The organism is Sphingobacterium sp. IITKGP-BTPF85, from assembly GCF_001006065.1.
Lineage (GTDB): Bacteria > Bacteroidota > Bacteroidia > Sphingobacteriales > Sphingobacteriaceae > Sphingobacterium > Sphingobacterium anhuiense.
The window spans coordinates 1-16,614 of the sequence record NZ_ASZT02000121.1; the positions used below are offsets into that span (position 1 = coordinate 1).

General features: G+C 34.2%; 16 protein-coding genes and 1 pseudogene. 3 read left to right on the top strand and 14 right to left on the bottom strand.

Annotation, left to right across the window (positions count from 1 at the left end; all coding sequences use genetic code 11):
- Window positions 1-142: 142 nt before the first annotated feature.
- The 8 genes and pseudogenes from L950_RS27030 to L950_RS35800 form a co-directional block, all read right to left on the bottom strand.
- Entirely contained in the window at window positions 143-835 is a 693-nt protein-coding gene (locus L950_RS27030; protein WP_021190808.1) for an energy transducer TonB, read from the bottom strand.
- Between the two features lie 85 nt (window positions 836-920).
- Window positions 921-1,556, bottom strand: a complete 636-nt coding sequence (locus L950_RS19065) for a DUF1735 domain-containing protein (protein WP_021190809.1) — start codon at window positions 1,554-1,556, stop codon at window positions 921-923.
- Window positions 1,523-1,783 (bottom strand): hypothetical protein, encoded by a 261-nt coding sequence (locus L950_RS19070; RefSeq protein ID WP_021190810.1) that lies wholly within the window; start codon window positions 1,781-1,783, stop codon window positions 1,523-1,525. The genes L950_RS19065 and L950_RS19070 overlap by 34 nt, the downstream gene beginning before the upstream one ends.
- A gap of 13 nt (window positions 1,784-1,796) precedes the next feature.
- Window positions 1,797-3,371, bottom strand: a complete 1,575-nt coding sequence (locus L950_RS19075; RefSeq protein ID WP_021190811.1) for a SusD/RagB family nutrient-binding outer membrane lipoprotein — start codon at window positions 3,369-3,371, stop codon at window positions 1,797-1,799.
- Between the two features lie 11 nt (window positions 3,372-3,382).
- On the bottom strand, window positions 3,383-3,691 hold the full coding sequence (locus tag L950_RS19080; RefSeq protein ID WP_031288742.1) for a hypothetical protein: 309 nt from the start codon (window positions 3,689-3,691) through the stop codon (window positions 3,383-3,385).
- A 272-nt stretch (window positions 3,692-3,963) separates the two neighbouring features.
- On the bottom strand, window positions 3,964-6,165 hold the full coding sequence (locus tag L950_RS19085; protein ID WP_031288743.1) for a TonB-dependent receptor domain-containing protein: 2,202 nt from the start codon (window positions 6,163-6,165) through the stop codon (window positions 3,964-3,966).
- Between the two features lie 6 nt (window positions 6,166-6,171).
- A pseudogene (locus tag L950_RS37475) lies at window positions 6,172-6,357 on the bottom strand (carboxypeptidase-like regulatory domain-containing protein); the annotation flags it as partial.
- On the bottom strand, window positions 6,300-6,431 hold the full coding sequence (locus tag L950_RS35800) for a hypothetical protein (RefSeq protein WP_021190812.1): 132 nt from the start codon (window positions 6,429-6,431) through the stop codon (window positions 6,300-6,302). The gene L950_RS35800 and the pseudogene L950_RS37475, both read right to left, overlap by 58 nt.
- A 2,120-nt stretch (window positions 6,432-8,551) precedes the next feature.
- Between L950_RS35800 and L950_RS19090 the strand changes: the two genes are divergently transcribed.
- The 3 genes from L950_RS19090 (at window position 8,552) to L950_RS19100 (ending at window position 10,837) form a co-directional block, all read left to right on the top strand.
- The gene (locus L950_RS19090) at window positions 8,552-9,550 is read left to right on the top strand and encodes a helix-turn-helix domain-containing protein (protein WP_021190813.1); all 999 of its coding nucleotides are present in this window, start codon (window positions 8,552-8,554) and stop codon (window positions 9,548-9,550) included.
- A gap of 240 nt (window positions 9,551-9,790) precedes the next feature.
- Entirely contained in the window at window positions 9,791-10,372 is a 582-nt protein-coding gene (locus tag L950_RS19095; RefSeq protein WP_156169760.1) for a MauE/DoxX family redox-associated membrane protein, read from the top strand.
- 180 nt (window positions 10,373-10,552) lie between these two features.
- Window positions 10,553-10,837 (top strand): hypothetical protein, encoded by a 285-nt coding sequence (locus L950_RS19100; protein ID WP_156169761.1) that lies wholly within the window; start codon window positions 10,553-10,555, stop codon window positions 10,835-10,837.
- A 69-nt stretch (window positions 10,838-10,906) separates the two neighbouring features.
- On the opposite strand, the gene L950_RS35805 is transcribed toward L950_RS19100, so the two are convergent.
- The 6 genes from L950_RS35805 to L950_RS19130 form a co-directional block, all read right to left on the bottom strand.
- Window positions 10,907-11,836, bottom strand: coding sequence for a RagB/SusD family nutrient uptake outer membrane protein (locus L950_RS35805; protein WP_084825500.1), 930 nt, complete (start codon window positions 11,834-11,836; stop codon window positions 10,907-10,909).
- 11 nt (window positions 11,837-11,847) lie between these two features.
- Window positions 11,848-12,255: a RagB/SusD family nutrient uptake outer membrane protein gene (locus L950_RS19110; protein WP_021190817.1), complete on the bottom strand. Its 408-nt coding sequence runs from the start codon at window positions 12,253-12,255 to the stop codon at window positions 11,848-11,850.
- A gap of 17 nt (window positions 12,256-12,272) precedes the next feature.
- On the bottom strand, window positions 12,273-13,454 hold the full coding sequence (locus L950_RS19115) for a TonB-dependent receptor domain-containing protein (RefSeq protein ID WP_031288750.1): 1,182 nt from the start codon (window positions 13,452-13,454) through the stop codon (window positions 12,273-12,275).
- Entirely contained in the window at window positions 13,451-15,469 is a 2,019-nt protein-coding gene (locus tag L950_RS19120; protein ID WP_031288752.1) for a TonB-dependent receptor plug domain-containing protein, read from the bottom strand. Before L950_RS19120 ends, L950_RS19115 begins: the two co-directional genes overlap by 4 nt.
- Window positions 15,462-15,878: a hypothetical protein gene (locus tag L950_RS28860; protein WP_156169762.1), complete on the bottom strand. Its 417-nt coding sequence runs from the start codon at window positions 15,876-15,878 to the stop codon at window positions 15,462-15,464. The genes L950_RS19120 and L950_RS28860 overlap by 8 nt, the downstream gene beginning before the upstream one ends.
- A 245-nt stretch (window positions 15,879-16,123) precedes the next feature.
- A partial coding sequence (locus L950_RS19130; RefSeq protein ID WP_231577447.1) for a TlpA family protein disulfide reductase occupies window positions 16,124-16,614 on the bottom strand: 491 nt, incomplete at its 5' end.

Here is a 16,614-nt window from a genome sequence, read left to right on the forward strand (position 1 = left end):
AAAAAATAAATATGCCAATAATTGGAAGCCTATTCTCATTAACGTATATATTGCTATAGACTTTAATGGAAGTAACTGATAATAAAACAAAAAAGCCGTGATAAAATCACGGCTTTTAATTAAAAATTTTAAAAAGATCTTATTAAATATGCCTTCTAAACTCTTTCAATTTTAAAGTAAACGGTAAAATTACTGTTGATTTAACTGGAATACCATTTTCTTTTGCTGGCTTCCATTTTCCTGCTCTATTTAAGGCGCGAACAGCATTTGTTAAAATTCCATATCCAGGATCATTTTTCAATTTTACTGCGCTAACCTTACCATCCTCTTTCACTATAAAACTCAAAACATATTCTCCTGATATACCAGCTTTTAACGCCTCATCTGGATATTGAAAATTTTTATAGAATTTTTCGATTAATACTTCCATACCATCAACAGGTTCTGCAATACTTCCGTTTAAACTTTTTGAAGATGCACTTGTATTCAACACTTTATAGGGTAAGCGAACCCAGGAAGCAACTGTTAGTCCATCCTTTATTGCTGGTTTCCAATCTCCAGAAGACTTCACTGCTTTTAACAAACGTAATGCCATTCCAGAATCAAGATCTTTCACAATATCAGCAGAATCAATTTTACCGGATTCATTTACTCTTAGATCCAATATAATTTCACCCGATATATCTTTACTGACTTCAGAATCTAATAACATAAATCTTTCATTAACTGCCTTAATAAAATTTTCGGAACCTACCACTGGTTCTGCTACCTTATTTTGCCCAAGACAAAAAGTAATACCAATTAAGGTATTGAAAATAAACATAAATGTTTTCATAAAAATTGGCTTCTAATAAGATATTACTTTATCTTAAAAGCCGAAGTATAATTCTTCGGCTTTTAAAACATTTTTAATTTTATTTCTATCTAGGACCAGTATAAACAAATGTTTCTTCAAAAGTTCTACCTCCACCTGCTTGTTTCCAGTAAACTTTTAGAGTTTTAGTTGCTGGGTCGTAAACACTCCTTACATCTTGTGGTGTTTGAACTCCGAGGGAAGGACAAGCAACTGTAATTTGATTTGTTGCAACATCTATTGTATACACAACTTCATTGGAATAAGTCCCTAAAAGCCCTGGATCCAAAGATCCTTTATTACTTCCAACGGTAACCAATTTTACTGTTTTATTTGCGTTAGGAACCAATGATGTAGTAGCAGATGTTGTATATTTATATACACCATCGAAAAAGTTTTTAGCACCTAAATTAAGAATAATATTTCCAAAATTTCCAGATATTACCCCAGCAGATACAGATTTAATTGTCAAACCAATTGCATAATCTTCATCAAACGTAAATTGATCTGGCTTTAAATTAATTGGAATTAAAGCCTCTCTTTCTCCTTTTTTAATAGTTACTTCAGTAGAGCTTAAACTGTAAAGTGATGGAGAAAGTTCTGCATATTCAGTCTCATTTTCTTCATTATATTTTTCAATTAGAGAATTATTGACAGCAATTACAACTTTTATGTCACTTTCAGCTTTTTTGCACCGACACATTTCAATTTCAAATTCAGAACTCCTGTTGGCGCAATATCATATGCTAAAGAGTATAAAGGAATAGAGCTTGTCTCTGCAGATACTGGTACCGAAACGTCTCCGAATTCGATTATATTAGCAACTGAACCATCAGCGTCAGGACCAATTAATTCTTTATCCTTCAAACAAGATGATAGAATCGTGGATAGTACCAATGCTAAAGAAATATATTTTAATATCTTTTTCATGTTTTTTTAAATTTTATTTTGCCCAAAATATTTTTGATGAATACTTATCCACAGAAGGTACATTAGCTGCATTATAGCTAAACTCAGTATTTGGATATAAAATTCTAGTTGGTAATTTATCCGGAGATGTTGCTCTTGATGCTATAGAAACAAAAGTAGTTCTAGAATTAGCTGTATTATTGATTCCACTAATAGAAGGATAACCAGTTCGGCGATATTCATTCCATGTTTCATGTCCAAACAAGAAATTCAAAGCAATATACTTTTGAGTTATAATCGCTTCCAACTTTTGTGATTCGGTAGTAGCTAAATTAAAATTCACCAAGTTAGATGTTGAATTTTCTGTTTTGTATGTAGTTAAATAAGCATTAGCATCTCCGGCCGTTTTTGTTGCTGCATCCGCCTCATTTTTATACAAATAATTGTAAGAAGCTTTAATCCCATTTTCAAAATAAGTTTCAGCACTTAACCCAGATACTAATCCTTTTACAACTCCCTCAGCGGCTAAGAATTGAGCTTCAGCAGCTAACATTAAAGGTTGCCCTGCACCAGGACCTTTTATTACCCCTAAACCTCTATAATTTGTTGCACTGATCGTACCTGAAACTGGTCGCATCACCCAAGCCGAAGGCGCAATACCAGCAGGAGGATTATCCGTGTTACCTAATTGATTTTTATTTGTCGATGTACCATTAGCAAATACTAATGACGCTCTTTCTGAATCAGATATTTTAAAGCCATCATAAAATGCCATAACATATGGTGTTGGAATAAACTGTGTACCCCAAGTACCTACTGCGGCATTATCCGCGCCGTAAGCCCAAGTATTCCACATTGGATTTTGTTTTCCTGCAATTTTTGTAAATGTAGGTTGTACAATCACATCACCCTCAATAACACCAATTGCATCTATTGTTTTATTTGCAAATGATGCTTTATCACCAGCTCTTAATATTAAACGTAATTTTAATGTATTTGCAAATTTAGCCCAAGAGGTCATATTTCCTTTGAAAATAACATCACTTCCTGTAAAAGCATTATCTGCTGTCGCAGTTTTAAAAAATGCTATAGCAGCATCTAGCTTCTTAGCTAGATCGACATAAATATCAGCTGCTTTATCATATTTCGGCGTAAGGATCGCACTTCCTTTTAGAGCTTCTGTATATGGAACATCATTATAAGTGTCTACAAGATTTGCAAAGTTATAAACTTTTAATACTTCAGCAGCCTGAGCATACACGACTTTAGAATCACCAGCATTATCGATTACATACTGTAAATCCGTTAACGTATTATAAGGTGTACTCCACAATCCAGTCATAAAACCAGTTGAAAAATCATAAGTGATCATATCACCCCAGCCTGAAACACCTCCAGAGGTAGCATAATAACCGACCAATCGAGAACCATATGTATTATAGGCAGGAACAGATAGAGCTGTAGCTACCATGGCTTGAGGCAACACCAATTCAGGAGTAGATTTCGTTGGTGAGTTTGGATTTTCATTGATATTTAATGCTTTCTCACAAGAAGAAAACACTAATAACGCTGATAATCCTATAGATAAATATTTTATTTTATTATTCATGAGATACAAAATTAAAAAGTTAAACTAACAGAAAAACCGATGTAACGAGATGGCGGAGTTTGACTCAAACCTGTTAAACCAATTGCATTACCATTAGACGATCCGTTTCCATCTGAATACTCTGGATCTGTATATACGTTTGTAGCTGGTGTCCATAAAAACAAATTACGTCCCTGTACACTTACTCTGGCTTTCTTAATTACATTCTGCCCTGCTAGCAAAGTTTTCGGTAAATTATATGATAATGACATCTCACGAATTTTCCAAAATGCTGCTGATGTAACATATGTTTCATCAATATTACGTCTTCCGGTAGCCATGGTCCAATAATCAGCTCCTCCATCATATACTGTTACATTTGTATTTGCTACATAAGCTTGGGTAGCTTCATCCCAATATGATGAATTCGGAATAACAAAGCGTTCACGATCATATGCAGCAGTGTTAATACCTGAACCTGAGAAATCAAATAAATCAGCACCATTATTAAAGATATAGTTACCAGTACGATATTCAGCACTTGTATAGAATGTTAGATCTTTATATGATAAGGAAAGATTTAAGCCTAAAGTATGAGTAGGTAATGCCGCTCCTAAAACTTAAGACTTCCATCTGTTGTCGGATATCCTGTTATTTTGTCTACAATGATACGACCTTCTGGATCACGATCGTAGGCAGTTCCCATGATAACCGGGAAAGGCTGTCCTTTAACAGCATAAGAACCCGCACCTCCTGTATATGTTGCTAAAGCCAATTGATCTAAACCTTCAGCGATTTCAACAACTTCATTTTTGATGTAAGTAAAGTTACCTCCTAATGTTAAATCCCAGTCATTGGTTCGAATCGGTGAAATACTTAATCTCGACTCGATACCTTTACCTGTTGTAGTACCAGCATTCAACAAATAAGTACTATATCCTGATGCCCATGAAATTCCTGTGGGAACAGTATTATCTGTGGTTTTATTATTAAAATAAGTCAGGTCAGCAGAAATTCTATTGTTCCACCATGCAGATTCAAAACCAAATTCAATCGACCTAGTCATTTCCGGCTTTAAACCCGGTTGAACGATTTGATTTCCAACAGTATGCCCACCAATTCCATTATATGGGTACCCTGAACCTTGTCCGAAAGTAGGAACAGTGGCATAAGCCCCAAAATTAGCTGTACTACCTACGTTCACTTGCCCTACTTTAGATAAACTTCCTCTAAATTTCAAAAAATTTAAAGTTTCAAAATCCTTCAATCCTTCTATTGCATCTGTAGCTACAAATGATAGTGTCGAGCCAGGATAGAAAAACGAGCGATTATCAGGATCTAATATAGAAACCCAATCATTTCTCCCGGTTAATGTTAAGAACAAATAGTTTTTATAGGCTACATCAATTTTCCCAGCTAATCCGAAAGTTCTAGCAAGAAATTGTGACTGAGAAGTTGCAGGTGGATTTAAACTATTTCCTTGATTATAAATATCGTCAACAACTAATCCATTTACTGTAGCTCCTAAATTTGAATTTTGATTCTGTACATATTGGAATAATGCTGTGTAATCAAACTTAAAATCGCCGTTAGTATGTGTTGCGTGTGCATTAAAATCTGAGACAATACTCGTCGAATAAGAAAATGCATCAGCTACACTCCCAGAAATATTCGTTGCCTTATAAGCACCGTGTAAGCCAGCTGCATAATCTGTATATGCAAATTTACCAGTAGTATATTTGTAGGATTGGTTTGAAGTGGTCATACCTACACGTCCCATAAAATCTAACCACTGCAAAGGTTTAAAATTAAGTTCCACATTACCCATAAAATAATCATTTCGGATATTTTGGCGATTATTTGCGGCTATAAAATAAGGGTTATTATAATAAGCATTATAATAACCATTCGGGTTAGCAAATGGATTATTTTCCCAGTCTTTATAACCTGTTAAACCTATATGACCTGGAGATTGTAATACAGCATCATAGATGTTTGCATTTGCTGATGTTTGATCGTAACGATTTTGTGCGTAATATGAAGTATAAGTAATATTGAAAATATCATTTAATTTTCTAGTTCCATTGACACGTGCTGAAGCTCTATTATATTTATCAAACGGAACAGTACCTGTGGAATTCAAATATTGACCAGAAAATCGAAATGAACTGTTTTCATGTTTAGAAGCTACAGATAAATTTGTCATATTTGTAACACCAGTTTCCCAGAATTTATCTTTATCTCCAGACCAGGAATAAGCACCCTGTTGAATAGAACCATCTTGCAATGGATCACCAATTTGAACAAGAGAGCCATCAAAAGCAGGTCCATATTGTTGGTTTTCATAAGGAACATAAAAAATGGAATGAGCGGAATACCCAGAACCAAAACGTTTTTGAACTTTTGGTAAAAAGTTAACATCTTCAAATGTTGTAGTATTGTCTACAGCAGAAGATCCATTTAATACGGTTACGTCTTCAACATCGTCAGGATTTAGATTTCCTAACATAGAAGAAGGAGATATCACGTTATCAATTACAATCAAAGCGGTATTATTACCTGTCAAAGATCGCATACCACGTAACATAACACGGTAATTTGGATTAACTCCAGAGCCAACCCCTTGCACGGTTAAACCTGCAACTTTCCCTGTCAAACCTGTTACTATGTTAGTTGGTTTAGCTTTTTGAAGATCATCAGATTTAATGGTCGTTTGGGCAGCTCCAATAGAGCGTCTACTAGCAGTTAAACCAGCACCTGTCACAACAACTTCATCTAATACAGATTCGTTATTAGTTAAAGTAACATTGTACAAAGTAGAACTGGTAGATACTGTAATTGTTTTATCAGAAAAACCAATAGATTTGAAAATTACGATTTTTCCAATCGGCGCATTGATAGAATAGTTACCACTACCATCCGTTTGAGTTGCGAGATTAGTGCCTTGAATTACAACAGTAACACCCGGTATTCCCTTACCATCTGCACCTGTAACCGTACCACTAATTTTTTTTCTTGAGCAAATGCTACTGAAGTCAGAATAGCACCCCCAAGCAAAAAACTGAGTAATGTTTGTTTCATATGTTTATGTTTATTTAAGTATGTAAAGCCTTAAAAAAGGCTTTGGTTAAGTAAGTTTCTTTTCATAGAATTTTAAGAAATCAAATGCTGCAACAATTCTTAAAATTCAAACTTTATATGACTTGGTATTCTCAGTTATTTTTCCATAACGAAAAAACGCAATCGATTGTCAATTTTTTATTTAATGTATTATTAATATAATACTACACTAAATACTTGTAAATATTACTTTGGTCAATAGGTATTAGTTTTTAACTAATTTAGATTATTTCTGTACTCTTTTAAAATTTAGTAAAAAAACAAGTTGTTAAAAAATGTTAAAAGCAAAGTTAAAATAATAATTCAATTAACCAATTATTGCAAAAAAAGATACAAATTGACTGCTTTAAATGTAAAATAATTAAACTTATTAAATATCATTAAGACTCTTTTAATAGGTTTTTATAATAAAATCAAGGATTTATGTTCTTTATCCATCAGATTTGCTACGACTAAAATTTTACAGCAGTATTAATTTAGTTAGTTTTATTTTTTAAAAGATCAGTTAGTATACTTTGTTAAAAAAATGTTAAAACAAATATATATCATTTTTTAAATTTGAAATAGCAAAATGATATGCTAGCATATAAAAATATTCAAAAATATTGCAACTGCCTGATATTCAGTAAATTATTTTTCAACTCATATGTAACAAAAAACTTTACCTGTCAGTTAATCTTATAAAACGAATACTTGTCAATTATTGTCTAAACAATGATTAACGACATAATACAATGAAAACCTAGGCAAAAATTGGTATCCTACCTATAAACTGTTATATTTATTCAAAAGATGCGCTACAGAAATCTTTCAGAAAAATAATCAATATCAGTTCACATCTTAGAATAGTCTATCTCAAAAGAAATAATTTTTTAATTCTAAAAAAAACTCACCGCAACAAGAATTTTACAAAAGAAAATAGTCCTTTTCCAAAATATGTATGTAGCTTTAAGTTTAAATAATAATAACACACAAAAAAATAAACCATTTACGATCCGATTAATATTAAAACTATATAGATAATCCGGAATTACGGTTCTCCATTTGAACCAAGAAGAACGTTCTAAAGACAAACAATAACTACTATTTGTAATATCAAAATTAGAGTTAGATTCCAAATCCTCTCATCTTAGCGACACCATGACAGAGATTACATCAAAATCTTTTCGTTTGTTTTACAGCAAGTTCCGCAGACTATTTGATCAGCAGTTCGAATATAAAACAAGTAAGTTGATAAAGTTCTCATCAGACACCATAAGCTCTTAGTAGGTTGCGAAGATGTATACCGCAAATACATGCATGCTCAAGATGCCTTTTACCAGATATCAAATCAATCTCCTACATAACAAAATAAATCAAACACTTCCGTCCACCATTTACGCTGTATAAAGAAAAGCGAGTATCCGAAATCTTACTGTAGAAAATCCTTCATACGGTCGACGAAAACTGCAATGAAATAAGAATCTATCTCTCCTATTGAGCATATTATAAATACTACTATATCACACTAACAAGACTATTTCATTAAATAATTTCAACTCCCATGAATATCCTGTATCTCCCAAAAAAATTGAAGATCATAAATAAATTAGTTGAAAGACACCCTGATTCAAACAGATAATTATAAAAAGTAGGGGTATACCCCCGTTACCCCTACATCATCCGATCAACTTCTCCTTAAAAACAAGACCTAGATCTCTGTAGAGCTGATTATAAAAATCAGCTGAATATACCCTATTTCTTATAGACTACCCCTCACCTCCTTTTAAACACCATTTAAGCCGTCTATCCGGTGTAGAATACCCTATTCATTGCCCCTACGCTACGCAATTATCCGATTTATCTTTGTTTTGAAGTGTACGATAAGCCGAAGTTGACACTTAAACAAGTCCCCTCGTCACAACGGGGAGTGAAGGACAGTGGCACCCTGTTTTAGAAAAAATGAATAGTAAAACACAAATAATTGGGCTCAAAAACCCAAATAAAAGGGCTCAAAAACCCAATTATTTGGATTTCCTTTTTATGAACTTTAGGTGAACATTTATAAATATCAAAAATTAACAATTTTAAAACTCATAATTATGTTAAAATCACTACAACTCCAGCTCGATGCTACACTTGGCACTGCCGTTGAGGTTCATCATCTCACAATGAAATCACTTATGGTTATGAAAAATGGAAATAACCGGCATTATAAACGGGCACAATCCGAAGCAATCCTACAAGAATTTGATGGCCTATTAGCATTTATCAATCTATTGGACGTCAAGTCTACAGATAAATGTATTATCCCCTTTAAGATCATAAAATCAGACATCCACTTAATCCATCTATTAAAATCAACTGGATCAATCCTGATTAAAGATCTGCAGGGAAATAAAAGCTATACGATCAATCCCTTAAGAGGTCGCTATATTTACTTACCAGCAGGATTGTATGAATTGCATATACCAAAAGGCCAGAGCCATTTATCTAATCTCTATTTTCGTTGTAAAATCTTTCGTGATGGCAATGAACGACCTTTCCATTTTTTACATCCTCTCATTGAAGCTCATCGTAGTCAAAGTATATATTCCTGTGTCAGTATAGATTTTGAAGTCGGTACACGTACACGCGCACATATCAAACATTTAGTCAATAATCTAAAAAAAGGAAAACTAGAAAATGAAGAACATATTTTTACCGCTGTCAAAGAATTGATTAGGCTCTCCTCTGAAAAAATTTTTAATGAATATGAACGTGTTGATGGTCATGAAAAAACTGCACTTGCATTGCATGACAGTATCAGAACCTATTGTGAACTCGAAGGACATTCCTTTACTTTAACAAAACTTGCTGAAGACTTTGGCGCTAACTTTAGAAACTTGAATAAGATACACTTCAAATATTTCAACAAAACCATGCAGCAATACAAGAACGAAGTAATTTTAAAACAGGCAACAGATTTAATTTTAGCTGGCAATCCCTCTTCAAATGTATCTGACACCTGCAATTTTAAACATCGTGAGACGTTCAATCATTTCTTTTACCGTCATACTGGGATGAGTCCCACAGAATATTTCAAAACACAAGGTAAATAATTATACACAGATACATTCCATAAAAAAATAAGAGAAGCAGTTTCACCAAAGACTGCTTCCTTTCTTTATACCTTTCTACATCGCCCCCATTCGGAAGCAACCACAGCAATACAAAAGGCTAAAATCGTAAGGTTCTAAGAACCAAAATCGTCAACTCATCCTCAATCTTAGTCCCGACCTTAGCCTTAGCAATTTAAATAAATAGCAAAGCGAAGAAAATAAATAGTAAACCTGTCAATCATGAAAAAGAATATAAGACATATCACCAGCAATAGCATCCATATCTTTATGATCATATTTTGGCTATTTGTAGCTACAGATAAGCTATGGAACTTGGAAGCTTTTCACAGTGCGTTACTTAAACAGCCATTTCCATCTTTGTTGGCAGATTTCCTGTATTGGAGTCTTCCTATTGGAGAACTCATTATCGGATTATTATTTATTGGACAGTACCGTCGCTGGGCTTACCTTCTTTCAGCAATTTTGTTACTCATCTTCAGCATCTATATGAGCCTTGGGGTGATGGGATTGTACTCAAAACTACCATGTGGATGTGCTTCTGTCTTTAATGAACTTTCGTGGCATTGGCATCTTATTGTGAATATTATTCTTTTCAGCCTATCTATATTGGGATGGTACTTGACTGGACCAACCAACCCCATAGATAATAACCCTGATAAGTGCACAGTTCAACCAATCTCCTATAAGAAGTTTTTCGTTCTACTTATCATCTTCTTTCGTACTGAATTTTGTAGGTTAAGAAAAATATTTCCAAAAAATTCGCATTATTCCCGGGTAGGCCGGTACAAATTTAAATTATGATACGTGATGGTACACCCCGTAAAAAGAGATCCCGAGGAACAGACAGATCGGTACACCTCGCTAAAGCATATTACTGATCAATGACAATAAAATAAAGTTTTTTGGAGGACGTTTTTTGCTATTATAAAAATGGGAACATAAGATGAATATCATTAATTTCATCAAAAAAATGCAATGGCTATGGTAGCTGCAGTTGCAATAATCGGTTTTAGTTCTTTTAATTTGGTGGAAAACTACAATTCAGCTGGTCTGATGTGGTATCCAGTGGATGCTACTGGAAATATCTCCAGTACAGGTAATTCGTCCCCTACTAGTGGATGTAGCGACCAACAACTTCCAATTGTTTGTGAAATACAGTTAGAATCAAATCCAAACGGAACCCCACCTGCAAATCATATCGATGATACGCAGTTAGAGGGAGGATCAGTTCCTTTCTCTTCAGCCAAATTTCGTGAAGAAAACTAAACTCTAACGAATATAATTAAATACCTCCCGCTAATACATATTTTGCGGGAGGTATCTTTTTATATATCATTATTGTGCATAGCTACCTAGATCAACTACCACTTGCGGGAACGGCATAGCGTATCGTAAACTATTTGGTTCTAAAGAATATGTCTCTCCTTCTACAATCTTAGTAACTGTTCGTTCTGTATTTTTATGAAGATTCAATCTTTTCAAATCAGTCCACGCAACTCCACGTAATAACAGTTCTTTACGTCGCTCCAATAAAATACGGCTCAATAATTCATCACTTGAAAGATCTGTTATAGGCTGAAAATCTTTATATCTATTAGACAGCAAAAAATTCAGATCTGCTCTACTCTTATCAAGATCGCCACTCCGCAAATAACATTCCGATCTAATTAAGTATAATTCATCTGTTGCAAGACCTCCAAAATAACCATTCGGACCAGTATATGAACCTTTAAAATTAGTAAGACCATTTTTCAATACAAAAAAACCTTTTTTGCGAAGATCATTATCGCTGTATTCTTTGAGTAATTCCGGACTAATATCAATACGTACTGCCGACATGACCTGCGCATAACTTATAGAAGTATAAAAAACAACCTCAACATTGCCATCTGGAAATGGATAGGCTTTAGTAAGATCCAAATTATTATAATTTAAAAGCTCACCATTTAACTTTATAGCTTCATCACTATTATGCAAAGCACTTTTATAATCCGCCATTATTAAATTAACACGAGATAATAACATGAGTGCTGCTCTCCTATTAGGTTGGTACATATTAATAGATGTTTCATCAAGCAGCTGAATAGACTCCGACACATCATTTCTCATTTGTAAATAAGTCTGTCCAATAGTAGATCGAATTAATTTAACATCTAAATCAGTACCATCTCTTAGCGGCAATCCCGGTTTACCTATATTTTGTTCGCTATAAGGAAGGCAATAAATCTGTGCCAACTGGTAATAAGCCCATGATCTAAAAAACAAAGCTCTACCTTTTACATTGTTATATTTTTTTGATCGTCAATTTTATCAATTTTATTTAAAATTTCTAAAACCAAATTTGCATAGTAAATTTGTTGATAAAAATTCCCCCAGTTTTCCAAACCAATATTGTCAACAAACAATTCTTCTTTCCACAAATAAGCATTTGCCTGCCATGGAACAAGACTTCGCCAATATGATGAAGGTACTATAAAATCTCCTGCAGCAATATCGCCAAGTGGGCTTGTTCTCCCTTCATTCATGATTGTTGTCCTATTCAAAATAGCTTCGGCATCTGACAAGGTACTTGGAATTACCAATCCTTTTGAAGAACGAATCTCCAACCATTCTTTTTTACATCCCTGAAGAATAACTGTAAAAAGAAAAGTTAAGAGAATGAATATTATCTTTTTAATTTTCATTATAGCAGTTTTAAAGTTTAATAATTCATTTTTAATCCAATCGAAAGCATACGAGGAGATAAATAATATGATGCTGATGGAAAATCAGGATCCAAACCCTTTCTATTTTTCCTCCAAAGAATACCTATATTGTTTAAATAGCAATAAACAGATAAATTTGAGATTTTAGATCTACTTCTCAAAAACTGAGACATTGCATAATCTAGTCGGATATCGCGAAGTCGAATATGGTCTCCTTTCTCCACCAATATTTCAGAACGAGTGTACACCATATCTCTATTTGCTACATTTGCAAAGGGATTAGATGGCACATTCGTTTTCAATTCATCTCCTGGTTGCTTCCACCGATCCAAATAATCAGCATGCATCCCTTTTCCATTAGTTAGCAAAAGACTATATTCCACTGAATTTCTTCTAAAATAATACCCAAATTTGAATGCGATATTAAAACTAATAGACAGATATTTCCATTGAAGATTATTTCTAAACGCTCCACTATAAATCGGAATACTGCTTCCGTGATCAACGAGTTTATCTAATGCGAGTCCATTAATATACTTGGTATACTCCGTGTTTAATACTCCATCATTTTCTACCAAAGGATTACCAGTCTGTGGATCTAGACCATACCAAGGCAAACTATACATTTCATCAATGGAGTTATTTTTTATAGGACGATTATCCATACCTCTAGTATATCCTGAGACTGAAACCGTATTATCACCATAGTAGTCTGTTACCATATTACTCGTGCGTGATATCCAGAATTCATTGGACCATTTCACCTTATTCCCTATTCCATTCAATCCCAGGGTTAAATCGAATCCCTTTGTTTCCATCTTCGCATAATTACGCTTAAGCTTTGCTTGCGTACCTCCGTAGTACACCGTCGGATCAATCAAGTCTATTCCAATAAGGTCGTCTGACTTCTTCCGATAATAATCAAAGGAGCCGTTAAGCTTCCCTTTTAACAATCTAAAATCAGCACCTAAATTAAAAGTAGTGACCTTCTCCCAACGCAAATTTTGATTTCCTGGAGACGTAATTAAAGCCTGCTGTAGATTAGTCGTCGAATTTACACTGTAAGAAACGGTTGGAAAAGCAGTCATACTTCGGTCAATGTTACCATTCTTTCCATAGGTAACTCTCCATTTCAACATTTGCACAAGATCATTTTTAAAAAATGATTCTTCCATCATATTCCATGCAACACCTGTTGACCATAGCGGAACACCTTTTGATTCGTATTCACACCAAACAAATTAGAGGCATCCCATCGGATACTACCAGAAATCATGTATCTGGATCTCCAATCATAACCAAAATTGGCATAATAAGACAAGTAACGGTCAATGTTCTCTCTCAATGCACTAGACGGAAAAGGAATACGACCAGATGATTGCGGACGCAGTGGATAAACTTTTGTGTAATCCAAAATCATTTGAGAAGTAAGTAATTCGTCATCATAACCATAAAGAGTATAGTCGTCCAGTTTACTTTTAACTTCCCGTTGTTCTGTTCCCATAAGTAAAACAACACGATTTGCCCCAAATTGCTGATCGACATCCAGTTGCAGTCTTCCAGATCTGGAAAGCAGATTTTGTTTACCTTGATTTAATATATCACCATATGGGAAGGCTCGAAAACCATCAGACTGGGTATAACGATTGACCAAGTTCCTGACATAGTAACCATCTTTTGAATTAAGATTCCGATTATTAGTTATAGCTTTCAAAGATTGTAGATTAAATGAGAACCGTACTCCTTTCAATAGATTATAGTTGACCCCAAAAGTCCAACGATTTTCATCTCTATCCGAGTGCTTATCCTGCAAAATAAGTTCATCCAATGGTCGATAAGACCAATCCAATAAACCTTCCGAAGATGCATTTTTTACGTAGTCAAGATTATAGTCTTTTACAATAGATGCATGGTTTCCATCATCTTCTTGAAGTGACATGTAGGGATATAGATAAGAAAAGCTTCTAAAATCAACTGCATTGGACAGACTATTCTCGGCTATAAAACCATATGAAAAATCTACATTTAAGTTTTTAATCGGACTATAGCTGAGCGAAGAAGAAAATGTACTCCTTTGTTGATGATTACCCATATCAGTCATTCGCTTTCCATCCCATCCGCCAGAAAAGAAATAGCTCAATTGCTGAGAACCACCTTGCATATTCAAATTATACTGTTGTGAAAAAGCAGGTCGATATAAATAACGTGAAGCTTGGTCACGAATATCAATTTGAGATAACTGCAGCAACATATTATTTAATTCTGAGTTGCTCAACTCCATGTTCCTGTGTTTAAATAACATCATAACAACGGGTGATAGTGGAGATTTTGCGACATCATTATACTTCGCATCATAGATACCCCGATTAAAATATTCCTTCTCAAGGTCGATGTAATCTTTTGTTGGAATAAAGTCATCTCCATACTTTAAGTTTGGTTTGGAAGAGAATGAATTTAATGCATTTAAGGATACTGAGAGTGGATGATCTTTCTTTCCTTTCTTGGAAGTCAAGACAATTACCCCATTTGAAGCACGCGCACCCCATATGGAAGTTGCAGCTGCATCTTTAAGTACGGTAATTGACTCAATATCGTTAGGATTTAGACCCGTTATATCACCATCATAAGGAAAATTATCCAAGACAATCAAAGGTGAACCGTCAGCATAAATAGTATTAGCCCCTCTTAATCGCATAGCTACGCGTTCATTATCACCAGTAATTTGTCCCACCCTTCTTTTGTCAAATTGCAGCGAGGGTGTAATATCCTCAAGCCTATCCAAAATAGAAGAAGAGGTACTCCGCTGTATTAGTGTATTGTCAATAAAATCAAAGCTTCCAGTAGCCCGTTCTTTTGGCAATGAATAATACCCCGTACTGATCTCTACTTCATCCATCAAAACAGAATGAGGTATCAAAGTTACTTGGAGATTAGTTTTATTGATCGCCACTTTTTTAGCCCTGTATCCAACAGACGATATCCAGATTGAATCCTGTATGTCTGAAATGATCTGAAATTTTCCGTCAGCGCCAGATATTGCCAACACTTCAGATCTTAAGTTTTTGATTGTAGCACCTTTTATTCCGACTTTTGTAATGTCATCAACTACAGTTCCAGTATACCTAGATTGCGCAAAAACTGTATTAAAAAGGTATACTAATCCAATAATAATAAAATATTTAAATTTATTCATCGCTACCACTCCTTTCTACGATCAACATAGGTAAGGTTGACATACCCCTTTTTATACCCAACCCAAATTGATAAAGCGCCTTATCAACAGCATGCAAATCCTTAGGATCTGCTTCCAGCTTGAGACTTACATTACCAGCATAATCTGTCATGTCAGCAATTGGAAGACTATTTCTAAAATTGTTGGTGCGCAAATAGGCAATTAGGTTTCTTAATGGTCTATTGACCAAAGTATATGAATTTACATCGGAAGATGTTTTGGGAGCACCATTCTGCATTTGGAATTTTTCAAAAACGGTTTTATCTTTTACATAAAGACAGAATGATTCTACTCTTTTATCAACGACATAAGCCTTAACATTAAATCTTAAGGAAAGAAAACGAGAGAGATCCTGTTTGTATAAATCCATCTTTTGTTTTTCCCCCAATTCATTTATATGAGTAAGATAATAGCAATATAAATTAGATTTTTTCCATTGCCTAAGATTGCTTTCTGTCTTATAATCCTTCGTATTAATGAGCTCCAAGGGCAATTCCATCCTTTGCCTAAGCGAATCTGAAATACGCCATATAATCCGATTTTTCATACCACTAAACGGTATATTATCACGGTTTGCATAAAGTAGCAATCCGATAATAGAATGATTGAACAATGTCAATGATTGTTTTTTTCAGATACTGCAAATATGTTATAAGGCAAGGCTTTTGTAAATGAGCTACTAAAAATAGTATTATCTGCAATCATTTGACTCGTATCCGATATTGTTAATTTATTAAGGTCTGAATGGTCTATCTCTGATTCTTTTTGCAACAATTGAACGGGTTTGTTCATTACAAAATCATTGATGTTAGCAACTGTGGTAAGATTTCCATCCGTTATATAAGTCACTATCCCATCTTTAATCCATATCTGATGAGGGACACTCACATGAGGAAAATATCGGATTAGCATGCTATCGGCATAAATAGTGAACAAATCCACATCATTTTGCTTCAATATATGTTGAGCCGAACTTGCATTATTTTTGGTTACAGGAACCACAATAGCATCCTCATTTAACAAATTTAATTGAGTAGACAACTCTTTTAATTTATTTATGCACGGAACACACCATACAGTCCAAAAATCCAACAGGATCAACTTTT